The 17,323-nt window shown below is 43.8% G+C and carries 24 protein-coding genes; 11 read left to right on the top strand and 13 right to left on the bottom strand.

Features of this window, described 5'->3' with window-relative positions; genetic code table 11:
• Positions 1 to 6: 6 nt before the first annotated feature.
• From B9T10_RS00835 to B9T10_RS00825, 3 genes are read right to left on the bottom strand one after another with little or no spacing between them, the layout of a single operon-like run.
• The gene (locus B9T10_RS00835; protein ID WP_094537563.1) at positions 7 to 1,191 is read right to left on the bottom strand and encodes a class I SAM-dependent methyltransferase; all 1,185 of its coding nucleotides are present in this window, start codon (positions 1,189 to 1,191) and stop codon (positions 7 to 9) included.
• Complete coding sequence (locus tag B9T10_RS00830) at positions 1,188 to 1,463, bottom strand: hypothetical protein (RefSeq protein ID WP_008314299.1); 276 nt, start codon at positions 1,461 to 1,463, stop codon at positions 1,188 to 1,190. The genes B9T10_RS00835 and B9T10_RS00830 overlap by 4 nt, the downstream gene beginning before the upstream one ends.
• A complete protein-coding gene (locus tag B9T10_RS00825) occupies positions 1,453 to 3,039 on the bottom strand; it encodes a DEAD/DEAH box helicase (RefSeq protein ID WP_094537562.1) in 1,587 nt (528 codons plus the stop codon). The genes B9T10_RS00830 and B9T10_RS00825 overlap by 11 nt, the downstream gene beginning before the upstream one ends.
• A gap of 166 nt (positions 3,040 to 3,205) precedes the next feature.
• Between B9T10_RS00825 and trxA the strand changes: the two genes are divergently transcribed.
• The 3 genes from trxA (at position 3,206) to prfB (ending at position 5,343) form a co-directional block, all read left to right on the top strand.
• The gene (gene trxA, locus B9T10_RS00820) at positions 3,206 to 3,532 is read left to right on the top strand and encodes a thioredoxin (protein ID WP_172635334.1); all 327 of its coding nucleotides are present in this window, start codon (positions 3,206 to 3,208) and stop codon (positions 3,530 to 3,532) included.
• 135 nt (positions 3,533 to 3,667) lie between these two features.
• Positions 3,668 to 4,174, top strand: a complete 507-nt coding sequence (tpx, locus tag B9T10_RS00815; protein WP_063503371.1) for a thiol peroxidase — start codon at positions 3,668 to 3,670, stop codon at positions 4,172 to 4,174.
• Positions 4,175 to 4,247: 73 nt separating this feature from the next.
• Positions 4,248 to 5,343, top strand: a protein-coding gene (gene prfB / locus B9T10_RS00810; protein WP_143695661.1) for a peptide chain release factor 2 whose coding sequence is annotated in 2 segments (ribosomal slippage) — positions 4,248 to 4,319 and positions 4,321 to 5,343 — 1,095 coding nt in all. Because the reading frame shifts where the segments join, the coding sequence is not laid out codon by codon here.
• 57 nt (positions 5,344 to 5,400) lie between these two features.
• Here the strand turns inward: prfB and B9T10_RS00805 are convergent.
• From B9T10_RS00805 to B9T10_RS00795, 3 genes are all read right to left on the bottom strand, one after another.
• Positions 5,401 to 5,595, bottom strand: coding sequence for a YgaP family membrane protein (locus tag B9T10_RS00805; RefSeq protein ID WP_008314287.1), 195 nt, complete (start codon positions 5,593 to 5,595; stop codon positions 5,401 to 5,403).
• A gap of 104 nt (positions 5,596 to 5,699) precedes the next feature.
• Entirely contained in the window at positions 5,700 to 5,897 is a 198-nt protein-coding gene (locus tag B9T10_RS00800) for a YqaE/Pmp3 family membrane protein (protein ID WP_094492011.1), read from the bottom strand.
• A gap of 13 nt (positions 5,898 to 5,910) precedes the next feature.
• A complete protein-coding gene (locus B9T10_RS00795) occupies positions 5,911 to 6,768 on the bottom strand; it encodes a ribonuclease D (protein WP_094537561.1) in 858 nt (285 codons plus the stop codon).
• 134 nt (positions 6,769 to 6,902) lie between these two features.
• On the opposite strand from B9T10_RS00795, the gene B9T10_RS00790 reads away from it, so the two are divergent.
• From B9T10_RS00790 to B9T10_RS00770, 5 genes are read left to right on the top strand one after another with little or no spacing between them, the layout of a single operon-like run.
• Entirely contained in the window at positions 6,903 to 7,232 is a 330-nt protein-coding gene (locus B9T10_RS00790; protein WP_008314284.1) for an outer membrane protein assembly factor BamE, read from the top strand.
• Between the two features lie 20 nt (positions 7,233 to 7,252).
• Entirely contained in the window at positions 7,253 to 7,648 is a 396-nt protein-coding gene (locus B9T10_RS00785; protein WP_008314283.1) for a methylglyoxal synthase, read from the top strand.
• Between the two features lie 5 nt (positions 7,649 to 7,653).
• Positions 7,654 to 8,472, top strand: coding sequence for a 3-deoxy-8-phosphooctulonate synthase (gene kdsA, locus B9T10_RS00780; protein ID WP_008314282.1), 819 nt, complete (start codon positions 7,654 to 7,656; stop codon positions 8,470 to 8,472).
• The gene (locus tag B9T10_RS00775; RefSeq protein WP_094537560.1) at positions 8,472 to 9,041 is read left to right on the top strand and encodes a Maf family protein; all 570 of its coding nucleotides are present in this window, start codon (positions 8,472 to 8,474) and stop codon (positions 9,039 to 9,041) included. Before kdsA ends, B9T10_RS00775 begins: the two co-directional genes overlap by 1 nt.
• Positions 9,042 to 9,048: 7 nt before the next feature.
• Positions 9,049 to 9,906: a tetratricopeptide repeat protein gene (locus B9T10_RS00770; protein WP_008314280.1), complete on the top strand. Its 858-nt coding sequence runs from the start codon at positions 9,049 to 9,051 to the stop codon at positions 9,904 to 9,906.
• 70 nt (positions 9,907 to 9,976) lie between these two features.
• On the opposite strand, the gene B9T10_RS00765 is transcribed toward B9T10_RS00770, so the two are convergent.
• Genes B9T10_RS00765 through artP form a run of 6 tightly spaced genes read right to left on the bottom strand, consistent with a single transcriptional unit; the run spans position 9,977 to position 14,466 of the window.
• Positions 9,977 to 10,687, bottom strand: coding sequence for a DsbC family protein (locus B9T10_RS00765; RefSeq protein ID WP_008314279.1), 711 nt, complete (start codon positions 10,685 to 10,687; stop codon positions 9,977 to 9,979).
• Between the two features lie 15 nt (positions 10,688 to 10,702).
• Positions 10,703 to 11,584, bottom strand: a complete 882-nt coding sequence (gene xerD, locus B9T10_RS00760) for a site-specific tyrosine recombinase XerD (RefSeq protein ID WP_094537559.1) — start codon at positions 11,582 to 11,584, stop codon at positions 10,703 to 10,705.
• Positions 11,581 to 12,240: an ABC transporter permease subunit gene (locus tag B9T10_RS00755; protein ID WP_008314274.1), complete on the bottom strand. Its 660-nt coding sequence runs from the start codon at positions 12,238 to 12,240 to the stop codon at positions 11,581 to 11,583. The genes xerD and B9T10_RS00755 overlap by 4 nt, the downstream gene beginning before the upstream one ends.
• A gap of 9 nt (positions 12,241 to 12,249) precedes the next feature.
• Positions 12,250 to 12,936: an ABC transporter permease subunit gene (locus B9T10_RS00750; protein ID WP_008314272.1), complete on the bottom strand. Its 687-nt coding sequence runs from the start codon at positions 12,934 to 12,936 to the stop codon at positions 12,250 to 12,252.
• A 29-nt stretch (positions 12,937 to 12,965) separates the two neighbouring features.
• On the bottom strand, positions 12,966 to 13,703 hold the full coding sequence (locus B9T10_RS00745; protein ID WP_008314269.1) for a transporter substrate-binding domain-containing protein: 738 nt from the start codon (positions 13,701 to 13,703) through the stop codon (positions 12,966 to 12,968).
• Positions 13,704 to 13,740: 37 nt separating this feature from the next.
• Positions 13,741 to 14,466, bottom strand: coding sequence for an arginine ABC transporter ATP-binding protein ArtP (gene artP / locus B9T10_RS00740; RefSeq protein WP_039949833.1), 726 nt, complete (start codon positions 14,464 to 14,466; stop codon positions 13,741 to 13,743).
• A 136-nt stretch (positions 14,467 to 14,602) separates the two neighbouring features.
• Here artP and B9T10_RS00735 point away from each other — a divergent pair, with 136 nt between their 5' ends.
• Together B9T10_RS00735 and B9T10_RS00730 are read left to right on the top strand one after the other, a co-directional pair.
• A complete protein-coding gene (locus tag B9T10_RS00735) occupies positions 14,603 to 15,442 on the top strand; it encodes an adenylate kinase family protein (protein WP_018122325.1) in 840 nt (279 codons plus the stop codon).
• A 9-nt stretch (positions 15,443 to 15,451) separates the two neighbouring features.
• Entirely contained in the window at positions 15,452 to 15,865 is a 414-nt protein-coding gene (locus B9T10_RS00730) for an Mth938-like domain-containing protein (protein WP_008314263.1), read from the top strand.
• Here B9T10_RS00730 and B9T10_RS00725 read toward each other — a convergent pair whose 3' ends face one another.
• On the bottom strand, positions 15,866 to 16,903 hold the full coding sequence (locus tag B9T10_RS00725; RefSeq protein WP_063455761.1) for a magnesium and cobalt transport protein CorA: 1,038 nt from the start codon (positions 16,901 to 16,903) through the stop codon (positions 15,866 to 15,868).
• Positions 16,904 to 17,083: 180 nt separating this feature from the next.
• On the opposite strand from B9T10_RS00725, the gene B9T10_RS00720 reads away from it, so the two are divergent.
• Positions 17,084 to 17,323, top strand: a complete 240-nt coding sequence (locus B9T10_RS00720; protein WP_233491501.1) for a FeoA family protein — start codon at positions 17,084 to 17,086, stop codon at positions 17,321 to 17,323.

Below are 17,323 nucleotides of genomic sequence, written 5' to 3'. Positions count from 1 at the left end.
TTCTCCTTACAGTTGATGACTGAGATCATGCAATGCAAAGCCTTGTGGCTCTAATTCGATCCCTTTACCTAAGGCTAAAAACTTAAAGCGCTCGCCCATCTCTTCTGGCATCACCAGCATCTGAACCGCTTGGGCAGTTTGATACCATTGCAGATCATCTAAATGATTCTTTTGCTCAATGAGCATTGCTTCTAATTGATTGCCATAAAGAAAATACGCTTGCGTGGTGTAACCTAAAAACTCAAAACCTGCGGCCAATCCTGCTTCTGCTAAGTGCGTAAAATCCACATTGGCCGTCAAATCCTGCACACCTTGGAATATAGACCAATCATTGTGCACACGGTGCTTCACATGGGCAATGAGCGTGCCTTCAATGCGCTCTGGCGCATAATATTGACGGCGACCATACCCATAATCCGCCAAAAGCACCGCGCCTTTCGTTAAATGGCACGTTAAATCTAGCAGCCAATCATTAAGCATGGGGCAAAACTCACTGAGATAACCTTCTGGTAATTCAATGCCTTCGGCTGTAAGCTTCGCCATCCATGCATCGAGCACATCATCCGTGCGCTCTGACACCGTGATGAATTGCTGATTCACCTCATCATACCCGACATCCGCATAGTGCACTTTTCCGCCTTTGATCACAAATCGCTCTACTGGCAACGCATCCACAATCTCATTGCCAATCAAGCAACCTTCCCAAGGCACTTTTGGCGGTTCAGATAACCATTCAATGCGATCCATCAAGTCAGGATGCATCGCTTCAATGGTGGCTTTTTGACGCGCACGCAATGTGTCAGAAATCTCAATGATGCCATAGCGCTCAGGCAGTGCATTTAAGGCTTTTAAACGCGTTAAAATATCCCGCGCCATCACGCCTGTACCTGCCCCAACTTCCACAATCATTGGGGATGCACACAGCGCTAAAATCTCTGCGATTTGATTGGCAAACCCATAGGAAAAAAACGGGGAAACAATCGGCGCTGTCACAAAATCGCCGCTTTGCCCAAATTTTTCCAAATGCCCTGTGTAATAGCCAAGCTCAGGATGATACAAGCATTCAGCGAAATATTCACTGAATGGCATCGAACCTTTTGCTTTGATTTTATTTGCCAACAAAATCGCTAAACGCGCACTGTGTGCGCGCTCATCGTGGGAGAGTTCCGGCAGATCTAACTCAACCTTCATTGCACCGAAACCTCACCATAACCACCGCTGTGACGTTTGACGCGCACTTTTTGACCTGGGAAGAGATCCGCAGGCTCTTTGAGCATCACCACAATGTAGCCTTGCCCTTCGATCAACACGCTCACTTCTTGTTGCTGATCATCACGCACCATCACAGAGGAGATTTCACCTGTGCCGTTGTATGGCGTTTTTTGATCATCCGGAATCGGGGCATTCGCACAGGCGGCGAGACATAGACCCACCAATGCGGCGGTCAATAACTTAAGCTTCATGGTTCTCCTCATTTCTTGGGGCTTTATTGTTACGTTGATAAGATTTACTGCGACCACGTGTGTGCATGTTGCGTGGACGACGACGGCGATCAAATTTACGATCGGCTTTCTCTTCGGCAGATTCTGCGATCTCTTCTAATGCTTCATCTACAACTGGCGCATCCTCAATGATGAAGGTTGGCGTGGCTGTGTTTAAATCATCTTGTGTCATCGAAACCGTCACTGTGGCTTCTTTGACTTCCACTTCAGATGCTGCAACCTCAACAGGTGCATCCACCACTTCTGTGTTCTCTTCAACAGTTTTGGCTGCTTTTTCCGTTCTTTCAGTGCGCTCTGTTTTTGGTTTTTGTTCTCTGCGCGGTTTATTGGTGCTGTTTGAACGGTTTTGATTGCGGCTTGGGCGCTTAGGCACCACCAATAAATCATCTTCCAATGGAATCACCGGAATTTTCATTTCAATGTATTCTTCAATGTCCGGCAAAGAGTATACATATTCTTCACAGGCAAAGCTGATCGCAGTGCCTTCTTCACCGGCGCGCGCAGTACGGCCAATGCGGTGAACATAATCTTCCACATCTTGTGGTAAATCATAGTTGATCACATGCGTCACATCCGAAATGTGTAAACCACGTGCAGCAACATCTGTGGCCACCATGATGGACACTTTACCCTCTTTAAAGGATTCTAATAAGCGCTCACGTTTATTTTGTGGGATGTCACCAGACAACACAGCCGCTTGATAATCATTGGCCACTAAATAATTGGAGATCTCTTCTGCCACGCGTTTTGTGTTCACAAAGATGATGGTGCGTTTTGGCTGCTCTTTACGCAAAATGCCAAACAATAAGGACAATTTATCCGATGAGCCAATGTGCACTAAATATTGTTTGATTTTATCAGCCGTGATGTGTTCTGCTTCAATTTGCACTTTCTCTGGCATGTTCATGTGCTCATAGGCCAACTCTAAAATGCGCTGAGAGAAAGTTGCCGAGAAGAACATATTTTGACGCTGACCCACAGGCGGCATTTTTCTAAAAAGGTAACGAATGTCTGCAATGAAGCCTAAGTCAAACATGCGGTCGGCTTCATCAAGCACCACCACTTCAATCTCTTTTAAATTGAGTTCGCCTTGCTTGTAAAAGTCTAAAATGCGACCCACTGTACCGATCACCACATCAACATCTGTGGCAAGATCATGGCGCTGCTTTTCATAGCCTGTGCCACCATAAATGCAGCTGAAACGTAAACCAGTGTAACGCCCTAACATCTGAGCATCTTCATAAATTTGTAAAGCCAACTCACGCGTTGGCGCCATGATGATGGCAAAGGGACCACGTTTATTTTTAGCCACCGGTACCGTCATCAATCTATTTAAGGTTGCCAACAAAAAGGCGGCACTTTTGCCCGTCCCTGTTTGTGCTTGTCCTACCACATCTTGACCGTTTAATAACAATGGTAAGGACAACGCTTGGATCGGTGTACATTGCACGTAATTGTTGTCTTCTAATGCTTCTTGCAAAGATTCATCGAGCGGTAAATCCTTAAATACCATGTTACTTAATTCTGGTTTTGCCATAGTGTGTATTAACCTTTGAGATAATGTGTATAAACAATTTTTACTAAAAGCGTTTAAACTTTAAATAGAAACTTTACTTGTTATTTGCCCTTTTTTCCGCTTTAATACAACGGAATTGTAAATAACAGACTGAAATTGTCTATTATAAATTATTTTAAGGAGTTTTATCATGAGTAATTATGTAAATGCAACAGATGCCACTTTTGACGCAGAAGTTTTAGAGTCAGATGTGCCTGTTTTAGTGGATTTTTGGGCAGATTGGTGTGGTCCTTGTAAAATGATCGGTCCTCACGTTGAAGCTGCGGCCGCTGAATTTGCAGGCAAATTAAAAGTGGTGAAATTGGATGTACAGGAAAACCAAGCTACGGCAATGAAATTCCAAATCCGTTCAATTCCTGCACTCATGATCTTCAAAAATGGTCAAATCGTTGCCCAACAAATTGGCGCTTTACCAAAAGCTCAATTAGACGCATTCATCGAAAAAAATATCTAATCGATCTTTTTTGAACAAAAGGCAGGGTTTCCCTGCCTTTTTTCATGTGCGCAATTTATGCCATTCATCTTCCATCACTTTTCCTTTATGATGACTTAAGCGTTTCATTTTTAAACCCTTCTTAAGGAGAGTCATATGTCACAAAGAGATCAAGTCACCATGAAAGGCAACCCCATCACATTGCTTGGCACAGAAGCGATTGTGGGCAAACCTGGCGAAAATTTTCGCGTGGTGGATATGGGCTTACAGCCTGTTACGTTAGATGATTTTGCTGGAAAAATTAAGATCATTTCTGTGGTGCCATCGATTGATACGGGCGTGTGCTCCATTCAAACTAAACGTTTTGAGGAAGAAGCAAAAACATTGGACAATGTGGCAGTATTAACGATTTCTGTGGATTTACCCTTTGCCCAAAAACGCTTTGCCGATGAAAACTGCATCACCCATCAAAACTTATTGTCTGATTATCAAACCCATGATTTTGGCATTGAATATGGCTTTGAGATTGAAGGCTTAGCCTTATTGTCACGCGGCATTGTGGTGCTTGATCAAAATAACATCATCCGCCATGTTGAGTATGTGCAAGAAGTGACGAATGAACCTGACTATGACAAAGCACTCGAAGTGGCAAAGTCTTTGTGATTTTTTAGAAGCCCTCTGCCTTTTAAGGCTATAATGTGCCTCTTAAAATTTTCACCATCAAAAAGGAAAAACAATGGAACTCAATTTACACTACGAAAAAATTGACGACCTCTTAACGAGATTGAATGATCTTAGGGGGTATCTTTGACTTTGATGCAAAGTCAGAGCGCTTAACAGAAGTTCTCATGGAACTTGAAAGTCCAGAAATTTGGAATGATCCTGAATACGCCCAAAAGCTCGGTAAAGAGCGTTCACAACTTGAAGGCATTGTCTATGGCATCCGCGATTTAACGAGCCATTTGACCGATGCAAAAGATTTGCTTGAGCTGTGCGAAATGGAAAATGATGAAGACTCTTTAGTCTCCGTCCTTGATGATTTGGCACAATTTGAAAAAGAGGTGGAAGCCCTCGAATTTCGCCGCATGTTCTCTGGTGAATTAGATGGCGCAAATGCCTTCTTAGACATTCAAGCCGGCGCAGGCGGCACCGAAGCCCAAGATTGGGCATCGATGGTGATGCGCATGTATTTACGCTGGGGTGAAGATAAAGGCTTTAAAACAGAAGTTTTAGAAGAATCCCCCGGCGATGTGGCGGGCTTAAAATCTGCCACCATCAAATTTGAAGGCGATCATGCTTATGGTTGGCTGCGCACAGAAACAGGCATTCACCGCTTAGTGCGTAAATCCCCGTTTGACTCAAACAACAAGCGCCACACATCGTTTTGTGCAGTGTTCATCTCCCCTGAAATTGATGACAATGTAGAGATCGAGATCAACCCTGCCGACTTACGCATTGACGTATACCGTGCATCGGGCGCAGGTGGGCAGCACGTGAACAAAACGGAATCAGCCGTGCGCATTACGCATTTACCGACCAATATTGTCGTACAGTGCCAAAATGACCGCTCTCAGCACCGCAATAAAGAAGTCGCCATGAACCAATTGCGCTCTAAATTGTATGAATTTGAGATGCAAAAGCGCCGCGAGAAATCAGATGCGCTTGAGGATTCTAAATCTGATGTGGGTTGGGGCAGCCAAATCCGCTCATATGTTTTAGATCAATCACGCATTAAAGATCTTCGCACCGGCTATGAAATGGGCAACACGCAAGCCGTGCTCGATGGTGACCTTGATGGCTTCATCGAAGCGAGCTTAAAATCTGGTTTGTAATTTTTTAAAACCTTACGGCAAAATCCCCTCTATGTGAGGGGATTTTTTATGCAGCCATTAATGATCTTTTTTGCAGCATGTATTGATGCCAAGCACTGGATACAATGGGCAATAACGGAAGATGCCCGTAAATAATGGTACTAAACCCACCAAGCCCCATAGGCTTTTTGGCCCCCAAAAGATGAGGCTTAAGACAAATAAGCCCACAATGATGCGTAAGATTGAGTCCACAGAACCGATATTCTTTTTCATGATTTCTCCTCACAGTGTGAATGAAAACAAATAGTTGAATCAGATGGCTGATCAATTACCAAAAGTAACTTATCAGTCGGTTCATCATACCAAATTTGTAACCATTAGTAACGTTTTTGTCCTAAGGCATTTTGAATTTTTTGATCCGTTTTGTATTGTGACAACGCATACACAGACCAAATCGCCGCAGGAATCCAACCGACAAGGGTCAATTGTAGAACCAAACAGATGATGCCGGAAAACGGACGGCCAATCGTAAAAAACTGCAACCAAGGCAATAATAAAGCTAATAATAAACGCATAAGTCCTCTCTTGTTATTGTTGTGAGATAAATTCGTCAATCACAGGTTGAAACTCGGGTGCCATGTAGCTTTTTTCAAAGAAAATCACCAGCGACTTCATCGAAGGCTGACTGAACTCTTTGGCAATGTCGATCAAGGCGCCATCGCCCACCACCCAACGCTTTGGCATGTCACGCTTAATGGCGATCTCTTCACGTTTTTTTGCCAATAATTTCAAAAGCTGTAAACGCTTGCCTCTGAGCATTTTGCGCCCCTTAACCTTCATCCATGCCATTTCAGGATTCGGCGCATATTTATCCACCATATAGAGCGCATCGGTTTTCTCTTTAAACATGCGCTTTTCTTCTGCCGTTTCGATCTGATCACGCAATAATAAATAGACATCGTATAAGTATGTCACATCATCATAAGCATATTCAATTTGGCTCTTAGATAGTGGACGTTTTTCCCAATCGGTACGGGTTTCGGCTTTTTCTAGTAAGACATTTAAACGCATCTCAATCGTGTCTTGATAACTCAATAGATGATCTGCCCCAAGCACTGTTTCGGCAATTTGTGTGTCAAAAATTGGCGCGGGAATGAGCGCAAATGTATTATAAATGGCTTCTAAATCTTGCCCGGCTGAATGGAACACTTTAACGATGTTCGGATTCACAAAAAGATCAAGCAGCGGCTGAAAATCTGTGATGGCTAAAGGATCAATGCAGATCGCTTCATCAAGGGTGGCCATTTGGATCAAACACAATTTAGAGAAATAGGTACGAAAGCGCATAAACTCTGTATCTACGGCAATTGCTGTTAAGTCTGCGTGGTCATCAATCCACTGTTTGAGTGCTTCATCGCTGTCGATGAAAGAGTATTCTCTAGTCATGTCGCCTAGTTATTTTTAAAAAACATGGCGAAATTATAGAGGAAATTCCCCAATCTTAAAGATTATTTTTATAAACATCAGTTCTAGTATAGAATTACGCATATTTACCAATACTATTTTGCATGGAAATGATGATGAAAAAGAGAATGATGCAAATCAGCAGTCTATTATTAATGGCAGGCTTAGTTTCTGCATGTTCAAATTTACCGGGGCTTCATCAAACGGACATTCGCCAAGGCAACGAAGTAGAAGAAACACGCCTAGCACAGATTAAACCTGGCATGCCTGCCCTAGAAGTGCAGCGCATCCTTGGCACCCCACTTGTGCGCGATCCGTATCATCCTAATGTTTGGCACTATACTTTCTTGCACTCCTTATCCACAGGAGAAGAAGTGACACAACAAAATGTCAAAATCACCTTTGATCGCAATGATAAAGTGATGTCAGTTGAGCGCTTATCATGACGACATTTAAGGAGAATCACATGTTGCATAAAGGCATTGGCCTTGTGGCCCATGATCAAAAAAAACTCGAATTGGTGGAATGGATTAAACAATACGAACCCTTTTTTAGACAATTCCCCCTCTATGCCACAGGTACAACGGGCAAAGTCATTTTAGATGCTTATCCTGACTTAAACCTCACCCGCTTAAAAAGCGGCCCCTTAGGCGGCGATCAGCAATTAGGTTCCCTCATTTGCACTGGTGAATTGAGTCTTTTGATCTTCTTTACCGATCCATTGACCCCGATGCCCCACGATGTGGATGTCAAAGCACTCATTCGCTTGTCCACACTGTATAATATTCCTTTAGCCTGTAATCAAGGCACCGCTGATCTCCTGATGACAGCACTCATTCACAAGCAAGCACAAGAAGGTTAATTACTATGGTTACCATCCCTCTATTTCAATCACCCGTCAGCAATGAAACGCCATTCTTTTTAATCGCGGGCACTTGCGTCATCGAATCTGAAGAAATGACTTTTGAAGTGGCAGGTCGTTTAAAAGAGATGTGTGAAAAACTCAACATTCCATTCATCTATAAATCTTCTTTTGATAAAGCGAACCGCTCTTCTGTGAACAGCTACCGCGGCCCTGGCATCGAAAAGGGCTTGGCCATTTTAGAAAAAGTGCGCAGCACCTTAAATGTGCCCGTACTGACAGATGTGCATGAAGATACACCGCTTGAAGAAGTGGCATCGGTTGTGGATGTACTGCAAACGCCTGCATTTTTATGCCGCCAAACCAACTTCATCCAAAATGTTGCCAAAACCATGAAACCTGTGAACATCAAAAAAGGGCAATTTTTAGCACCTTGGGACATGAAGCACGTAGTGGAAAAAGCGCGCGCAACAGGCAATGAAAACATCATGGTGTGTGAACGTGGCGTTTCGTTTGGTTATAACAATTTAGTCTCTGACATGCGCTCTTTAGAAGTGATGAAAGAAACAGGTTGCCCTGTGGTGTTTGATGCTACGCACTCTGTACAATTGCCAGGTGGACAAGGCGCAAGCTCAGGCGGTCAACGTCAATTTGTGCCTGTATTATCTAAAGCTGCGGTGGCAGTCGGTGTTGGCGGTTTATTCATGGAAACCCATCCGAATCCTGCTGAAGCCTTATCTGATGGCCCAAATGCCATTCCATTGTCTGAACTCCCTGCCTTGTTAGAAAAACTACAAGCCATTGACGCCATCATCAAAAGCTAATGTTATTACTCGCCTCACAATCTCCGAGAAGACAAGAGCTTCTCCGTCAAATCGGCATTGATTATCAAGTGATCAGTGCCGCCATTGACGAAACGCCGCGCCTCCATGAGGCGCCTTTAGCGTATGTTCAGCGCATTGCGAGAGATAAAGCACAGGCTGCTCAAATGCAGCATGATGCCACGCAATACCCCATCTTAACAGCTGATACCACCGTCACCTTTCAGGATATGATCTTGGGTAAGCCAAAAGATTATGCAGACTTTGAACGGATGATGACAGCGCTCTCTGGCAATACGCATCAAGTGCTTTCTGCCATTGCATTGCGCTGGCAAGATCAATTGATCGAAAAAATCTCCATCAGCCATGTGACGTTTGCCCGATTGCCTGAACATTTCATTGAATCGTATTGGCAAACCGGCGAACCTTGTGATAAAGCGGGCGGTTATGCTGTGCAAGGCATTATGGCGCGCTACATTCAAAAAATAGAGGGCAGCTACTCTGGCATCATGGGCTTACCACTTTTTGAGCTGTCTGAAGCATTAGACAACATCGGTTACAACATTGGATAATTTAGGCATGGAACCTTCATTCAAATACATCAAAAATCCGGATCAAGGCAATCCTGAATCCGTCAGCGTCGAGACACAATCCACAGAAGAACAGGCAAAAGCCGCAGCAAAGCAAACAAAACGCAGCGCACACAAGCATGGTTCTTCATTAGGTTGGGGTTGGTTTCAAGGCTTTAATCTATTTGTAACGGGCTGTTTCTTATTGATCTGTTTAGGCTTTGCCTACTTTATGATGGGCAGCGAAACCCATCACGAAGGGCCGCCTAAATATGCCGTCGATCAAACAAACACCTTAGGCAAAGCCATTTTTAACCCCGCATTGCCAGAAGAGGTGCGTGAATCTTTTGTGTATCACCCGCCGGTGCGTCGCCCGAAAAATGAGGAAAAACCTGTCCTCGAAGAGATCGAACTCATCAGTGAAGCGGCTCAGACTCAGCAACCGGATTTACCCACATTGAGCCTAGTGTCTGCCTCCGAAGAGGACGATGCCCCTGAAGCCATCAATTTACCGGGTTTACAGCTTGAAGCCCATGCAGAAACCGCACCCACCACGACAGAAACGACCGACCCTCAAGTCAGCCATCTCTTAAAGCAGGCAGCAGGTGCGATGAGCCGCGGTCATTTGAGCGAACCCTATCCGGATTCTGCCCTGGCCTTATATCGTCGTGCGCTTGAATTAGAACCGAGCAATGGGGATGCCCTTGCTGGCATTGATCGCTTAGCCACCCATTATCTTAATCTTGCGAAAAAAGCATGGGCGCGTGAAGATTACTTCTCTGCCCTTGATTATGCTGATTTAGGTTTAAAGGCTGATCCATTAAATCCTGAACTCAACCAACTCAAGGCGTATCTCATCAATCAATGATGATGGCATCAATGCTCAACATTCATCAGACAAAAAAAGAGGCCGACTGGCCTCTTTTTTGAATGGGTGTTTATTTTTCTGTGCTGTTGATCAAATGAATGAGCTCAGCTGCTGGCACATAGCCACCGATCATTTGACCATTGTCTAAAATGATGTTGGGCGTCCCTGTAATGCCAAAAGACATGCCCAATTGATATTGCGCTTCCACAGGGCTTTGACCGGTACATTTAACATTCGTGTCAAAGGCGCGTTTATGCATCGCTGCATCGACTGTGGCTTTAGGATCTTTTGAGCACCACACACTTTCCATGCGTGTTTTTGTGGCAATCGCTGGGAAGGCTAAATAACGCACTTCAATGCCTGCATCATTATATTTTGGAATCTCATCGTGCAGTTTTTTGCAATATGGACAATTGACATCCGTAAATACGGTGATGGTGTTCTTTTTCTCACCTTTAGCTGGATACACAATCATGTCTTTGACATCAATCTTATCTAATGCATTGGTACGAATGGTGTTTTGGCGATTTTCTGTTAAATTGACACGATTGACCAAATCTGTGATCTGACCTTCAATCAAATAACGACCATCGGCAGAGAGATACAACGGCAAATTCACATCTTCAATGTACAACTCATACACACCTTTCACATCACTTGGCACAGCTTTTTCAACCTTCATGCCGCCTAACACTTCTTGGATGTGGGATAAATCTGGTTTAGCGAATGACACCGCGGTGGTGGCTGCTAATAAACCCATGGCAACAGCAATTTTTCTCATATTCAAAACTCCTTCTCATCCCCGAGGGTGATGTTCTTGATGAATGGACTTCAAGCGTTCTTTCGCAATGTGTGTATAAATCTGCGTGGTCGATAAACTTGAATGCCCCAATAATAACTGCACCACACGCAAATCTGCCCCATGATTCACCAAATGGGTGGCAAAGGCGTGTCTTAAGGTATGCGGAGATATGGTCGATGAAATGCCCGCAGTTTTCGCAGTTTTCTTAATGACATACCAAAAGGCTTGGCGCGTCATTTTATCGCCCCGATTAGATAAAAACAGCCAATCGGTGGATTGCCCGCGCGACAACTCGCCGCGAGCATGATTTAAATATTGATTGATCCACTCAATGCCCTCTTCGCCAATGGGCACTAAGCGTTCTTTATTACCCTTACCCACCAAACGCACGACGCCCACTTGTAGATTCACCTGCGTAAGGGTCAATGCAATGAGTTCAGTCACGCGAAGGCCGCATGAGTATAATAATTCCATCATCGCCCGATCCCGAAGCCCAAGGGGTGTGGACACATCATGCGTGTTGAGCAGCTTTTCCACATCTGTTTCACTTAAAGATTCTGGTAAAGAGGCTGTAAATTTTGGAATCACCAATTGACGCGCAGGATTATCATCACGCACTTTTGAGACAATCAAAAAATCATAAAAATGTTTAAACGCAGAAACAAAACGCGCAATGCTGCGTGGGCTTAATTTTTTATCGAGCTGCGTTTGAATGTAGGCTTGTAATGTGGCTTCATCGGCAGTTTCTAAGGTTAAATCTTGATCAAACAGATAAAACTGCAACTTATCTAAATCCGATAAGTAGGATTGCAACGTCAAAGGTTGCAAACCTTCTTGATAATAGAGCGCCTCCTCAAAAGCACTGAGAATGCTCATACTGCCTCAAATGCCATCAATTTACGCTCCACAAATTTTGCCCCAATGATGAGCAAACCATTGATCACCAAATAAATGGCACCGGCAACCGCGTAAAAGGTTAAGTAATCATACGTGCGCCCTGTCACTTCCATCGTGCGCCCCATGATGTCCATAATGGTGATGGTGGACACTAAGGCTGAACCTTTTGACAACAACACCACTTCATTTGAATAACTTGGCAATGCGCGGCGAAGGGCTAAAGACAACATCATTTTCAGCACTTGAAAGCGCTTTAAACCCAAGGCAGCGGTTGCTTGCCATAAACCTGGGGCAATATTGACAATCGCGCCATGGAAAAGTTGCACTGTGTATGCCGCCGAGTTCAATGATAACGCAAACACAGCACAAAACCATGCATCATCAAAGTAAGTGCCACGCAAGAAGGCAAATTGCTTTGGTGCATAATACACCAAGAAAATCTGGATAAAGAGTGGCGTGCCCGTTAAAAACACCACCAAAGCTTTAATCAAATACGCGAGGGGATTTTTCTTCTCTTTATAAATTAATCCCACCACCATAAAAAGGGCTAAGACAAAGCCGATGATCAGCGCTGAAAACGTCACCCCAAGGCTCACCGGGATTCCACCCATGATGAATAAAATATCTTCTTTCATGATCTCTTCCTATGCTCTTTCGTGACGTGTTAAAAAGAGCTGAAAACCCTTTTGAATCTGTTGGCTCACTAAACTGATGCCCAAATAAATAAAGGCCGCGACAAGTAACCATGAGAAAAATTCATTGGTTGCTGTGGCTGCCTCTTGTCCTGCTTTCATCAAATCGGTCACCCCGACCCATGAGATCAGCGCGGTGTCTTTGAGCAACACCAACCACTGATTGCCAAGCCCGGGTAAAGCATGGCGCCACATTTGTGGCATGATGATGGAGATGAACGCTTTGGTTTTAGAAATGCCGAGCACCTCACACGATTCCCATTGCGATTGGGGCACCGCTTGCAGTGCACCGCGCAATGTTTGAGACGCATAAGAGGCAAAAATTAAGGACAATGCCGCAACACCCAACGAAAACGTTGAGATGTCCGGTGCATCGTCCATATAGATAATGAGTGCATAAGGCACACCAAAGGCCATAAACACAATCACCAATAATTCAGGCAATGCTCGAATCACATTCACAATGAGGGCGACAGGATAACGGATGATTTTCCATCGACTCAACTCTAACAATGCAAAGACAATGGCAATGACAAGCCCTATGCCTAAGGAGAGAAGAGAAAGTTCAAGGGTCACCACGGCCCCTTTGAGTAAGCTTAAGAAAAAACCATCAAAATTTGAAAAAAGTGAATCGAGCATGAAAACGCCTAACTGTTAATGAAAGAGAACTACTTGAACCATTTATCGTAAATTGCTTGATAACGGCCATCTTCTTTAATTTTAGCCAATGCGCCATTAATTTCATTGAGCAACTCAGTATTTTTTGGCAACACAGCAATCGCTAAACCATTGCCAAAGAACTCAGGATCATTCACTTGCTCGCCAATCACTTCTAATTCATTGTTACGCTTGATGTATTCAGCCACTACCACTTCATCACCGAACACAACGTTCACACGGCCAATTTCTAAGTCGCTCATGGCATTTGGATATTGTGGGTAGTTTTTGATGTTTGAATCTTTAAATTTGCTCTTGATGTATTGCTGATGGGTTGAGCCATTTAAGACACCAATCTCTTTACCCGTTAAATCATCCACCGTTACATTTGAGCCTTTCATGGTCACAAATACGGATGGGTTTAAATAGTATGGGTCAGAGAATGCCACGTGCTTTTGGCGTTCTTCTGTGATGTCCATTGAGGAAATGATGGCATCAAAACGTTTTAAACGTAAATTAGGAATCAAAGAGTCAAAGCTTTGAGAGACGAATACGCATTTTTTTTCTAATTCTGTACAGATGGCATTGGCAACATCAATGTCAAAGCCTGCCACATCACCGGTTTCTGTTTTATATTCAAATGGTGGGTACTCAGGGTTGGTACCAAAACGCAACGTGGCATCCTTTGCCATCGCAACACCGCCCACACACAATGTGGCCAATGCTAAGAAAACTTTTAATTTTTTCATATGATTTCCTTTCTTTCCTTTGAGATGATTGTTGTGATTAATGGGACAAATACTCTTTAAATTGCACCGTTTCTGGGTGATCAAAATGCTCACAGCCGCCCATTTCCACAATTTGTCCATTTTCAAGGTAGACAATGTCTGTGGCAATTTTTTTAGCGAAGTCAACATCATGGGTCACCACCACTTGCGTAATGCCGGTGGTTGAGAGTTCATTGATGATCTCTGCCACTTGGGAGGTGATCTCAGGATCAAGCGCCGCCGTGGGTTCATCAAATAATAGCACTTCTGGCGACATCATCAATGCTCGCGCAATCGCAACGCGCTGTTGTTGTCCGCCAGAGAGTTTCAAAGGATAGCGATCCCCTAAGCCGGATAATTTTAAACGATCAAGCATTTTATCAGCTTGGGCAACGGCTTCTGCTTTACTCATTTTGCCAAGTTGCGTGGGTGCATAGATTAAGTTATCCATCACCGATTTATGGGGCCACAAATGATATTGCTGAAACACCATGCCCACTTTTTGACGAAGGGCGCGAATGTCGGCATCCGGAATCTTATGGGTGAAATCAAACTCAAACCCTGCCACAGATAATTGTCCAACTTTAGGAATTTCCAGCAAATTCATAATGCGCAGTAAAGAACTTTTACCCGCACCACTAGGTCCTAAAAGCACCAAAACACTGCCCTGCTTGGTCATGAGATTTACGTTCTTTAATACAATATGGTTACCATAACCATATTCGATATTCTTTAATTCAATCATTGCTCGCCCGAAGTGTCTATCGTCAAAATACCACAAATTTTTTAATTATATCACTCTAAATCTTTTTCCTTGAAATTTTTCGTGCCACAATGGACTATAATCTTCCTTCCACCTTTTGACAGACCGAAAATTGATCATGCAAGCACAACATTTTTCCGACAAATCCCATCAACGCATCGCCCTGATGGGAATGAGTGGCGTTGGCAAAACCACACTCTCAAACTTATTGCCAAAAACCGAATGGTTCCATTACTCCATTGACTACCGAATCGGTACACGTTATTTGCATGAAGAGATCAGCGACCTCTTAAAAATTGAAGCCATGAAAAGCCCAGCGCTCGCTAAATTATTGCGCAGCGATTCTGCCTTCATTGCCCCAAACATTACCCTTGATAACCTCAACGCCATTTCCATGTTCATCAGCATGGTGGGCGCATTAGACAAAGGCGGCTTGCCATTAGATGAGTTTTTAGCGCGCTTAGATGCCCACAGAACGGCTGAGATCAACGCCATGATGGACACCAAAGCCTTCATTGATCGCGCCACCCATATTTATGGTTATCCGCATTTCATTTGTGATTTCAGTGGCAGTGTGTGTGAGCTTGATGCGCCTGATGTGATCGATGCTGTGGCCAAAGATTGCTTACTCATTTACATCAAAGCCACCGATAACATGATGAGCACTTTGATTGACCGTGCCCAAAAATATCCTAAGCCTTTATATTATCAAGCGGACTTTTTGCACACTGCTATCAAAGAGTATTGCACTGAGCAATCATTAAACGGCTGGCAAGAGATTGATCCGAACCATTTTGCCGTGTGGGTGTTTCCACATTTGGTCAAACACCGCTTGGTGCGCTATGATGCCATCGCCGCTCAACATGGCATTACGCTGTCGGCTGAAGAGACCCTCAACATTCATTCTGCTGAGGCATTTTTAGATTTGATTGATCGCACACTGCGCACGCAAGGTTAAGGAGAGAGCATGATCGAACATGATGATTCACAAAATGTGGGCACATCGAACCTACGTAAAGAAGATCCGGGATATTTAGCCATCAAACGCTATGATGACGCAGGTTTTACCCTAACGGATGATGCCCATTATGTGGGCAGCATCGTATTGTATAAAAATGATGTGTATGACACGCTTGCCCCCACTGATTTTACACAGCTAACGGACAAACATTTTCGCAGCTGGTGCTCACTCAAGCCTGAGATGATCTTAATTGGCACAGGGGACAAACATCACTTTTTATCCCCTGAACACATGGCGTATTTTTACACCCAAGGCATTGGCATTGAAACCATGCGCACCGACTCTGCTTGCCGAACATACAGCGTCATCGCCGGTGAAATGCGCAATGCTTTGGTGGTACTTTTCCCAGCGCAAGGCTGATTATAACCAGCCTTTGCGTTTAAAGAGCAAGTATGGCGCAATGCCAGAGAGGAACATCGCCCCAATCGATAAAGGATAGGAGAAGGTAAAATTCAGCTCTGGCATGTGGGAGAAGTTCATCCCGTAGATACTGGCAATCAATGTCGGGGGTAAAAAGACCACAGAGGCAATGGAGAAGATTTTAATGATGCGGCTCTGCTCTAAAGAGATTTGCCCCATCGCCGCTTCTAGTAAGAAGTTGATCTTATCAAAGAGGAATGAGGTGTGCCCGGTGAGGGACTCTAAGTCGCGCAAAATCTCACGCACATCTTCATTTTGTTCACCATTGAGTAAACGACCGCGCACCAAAAATGAGAGCGAGCGGCGCGTATCCATCAAAGATAAACGGGCTTTACCATTGACATCCTCTTCACGGGCAATGCACACTAAAATTTCATCCATTTTCGCTTTAGATTCTTCTGCATCTTCTGCAAGCACATCTTTGCCATCATTTTTCTTCGGCTTTTTGTCGTTATTCTCATCATGCTTTGTGTAATCAAGCACATCGCGGCTCACATGTTCTAGGCGCGAATAAATGCCTTCTAACACATCGGCAACATGCTCAACGGCGGTTTCATGTAAGCCCACTAAAATATCCATGGCATTGACCACATTATCCATGTCGTTTGCCACCGGATGGCGCGCACGCAAACGGTACAATCTAAAGGAACTTAAATCCTCATCGCGAATGGTGAACAAACACCCTGCAAAAATGGAAAATGCCACCGTCACATTTGTGGCGCTGTCTTCAAAATCATTGAGAAAGAAGCTGTGAATGTGAATGCCATCTTCATCCTCATAAAAACGTGCGGATGCCTCAATGTCTTTAATCTCTGCTTTTTCAGGAAGTTCAAACTTATAGTGATTTTCCACCAATAAGCGTTCTTCTTCCGTCGGATCTATTAAATCAATCCAGATCATTTCTTTGATAATATCTTCTTTATTTTCAATTTTGATCTGCTGTAAACGCCCATTTTGAAGGATAAAACCTGTAATCACTTCCTCTCCCTTATTGACGCCGTGTCAAAAAAACCATTAAATCTCTTTACTATAACGTGTCTTATATTATTGAGCAACCAAAGGGCGGCTTGAATGATTCTCATTTATTTTATTAATATCATTGATAATCATTTTCAATCGCTATATATTGTCGTCCATCAATCAGATGGAGAAATCATTATGACAATAACGACCTTAGATCAATTGTCCATCGATCAAGTCGCTATGATTAAAAAGCTCGACACTCTCAATACTTGTTATCGCAATAAACTCTTAGCCATGGGCATCACCCCAGGTTGTAAAGTGAGCATTGTGAGAACGGCGCCCCTAGGCGATCCGATGCAAATCACCATTCGTGGTTTTCAACTGTGCCTTAGAAAATCAGAAGCCGCCACCATACAAGTTGAAATCGAGGATTAA

It is taken from the genome of Wohlfahrtiimonas chitiniclastica (assembly GCF_002252325.1).
GTDB classification, from domain to species: Bacteria; Pseudomonadota; Gammaproteobacteria; order Cardiobacteriales; family Wohlfahrtiimonadaceae; genus Wohlfahrtiimonas; species Wohlfahrtiimonas chitiniclastica.
The sequence above is the reverse complement of the archived record's forward strand: the minus strand, read 5'-3'. Positions and strand labels throughout refer to the sequence as shown.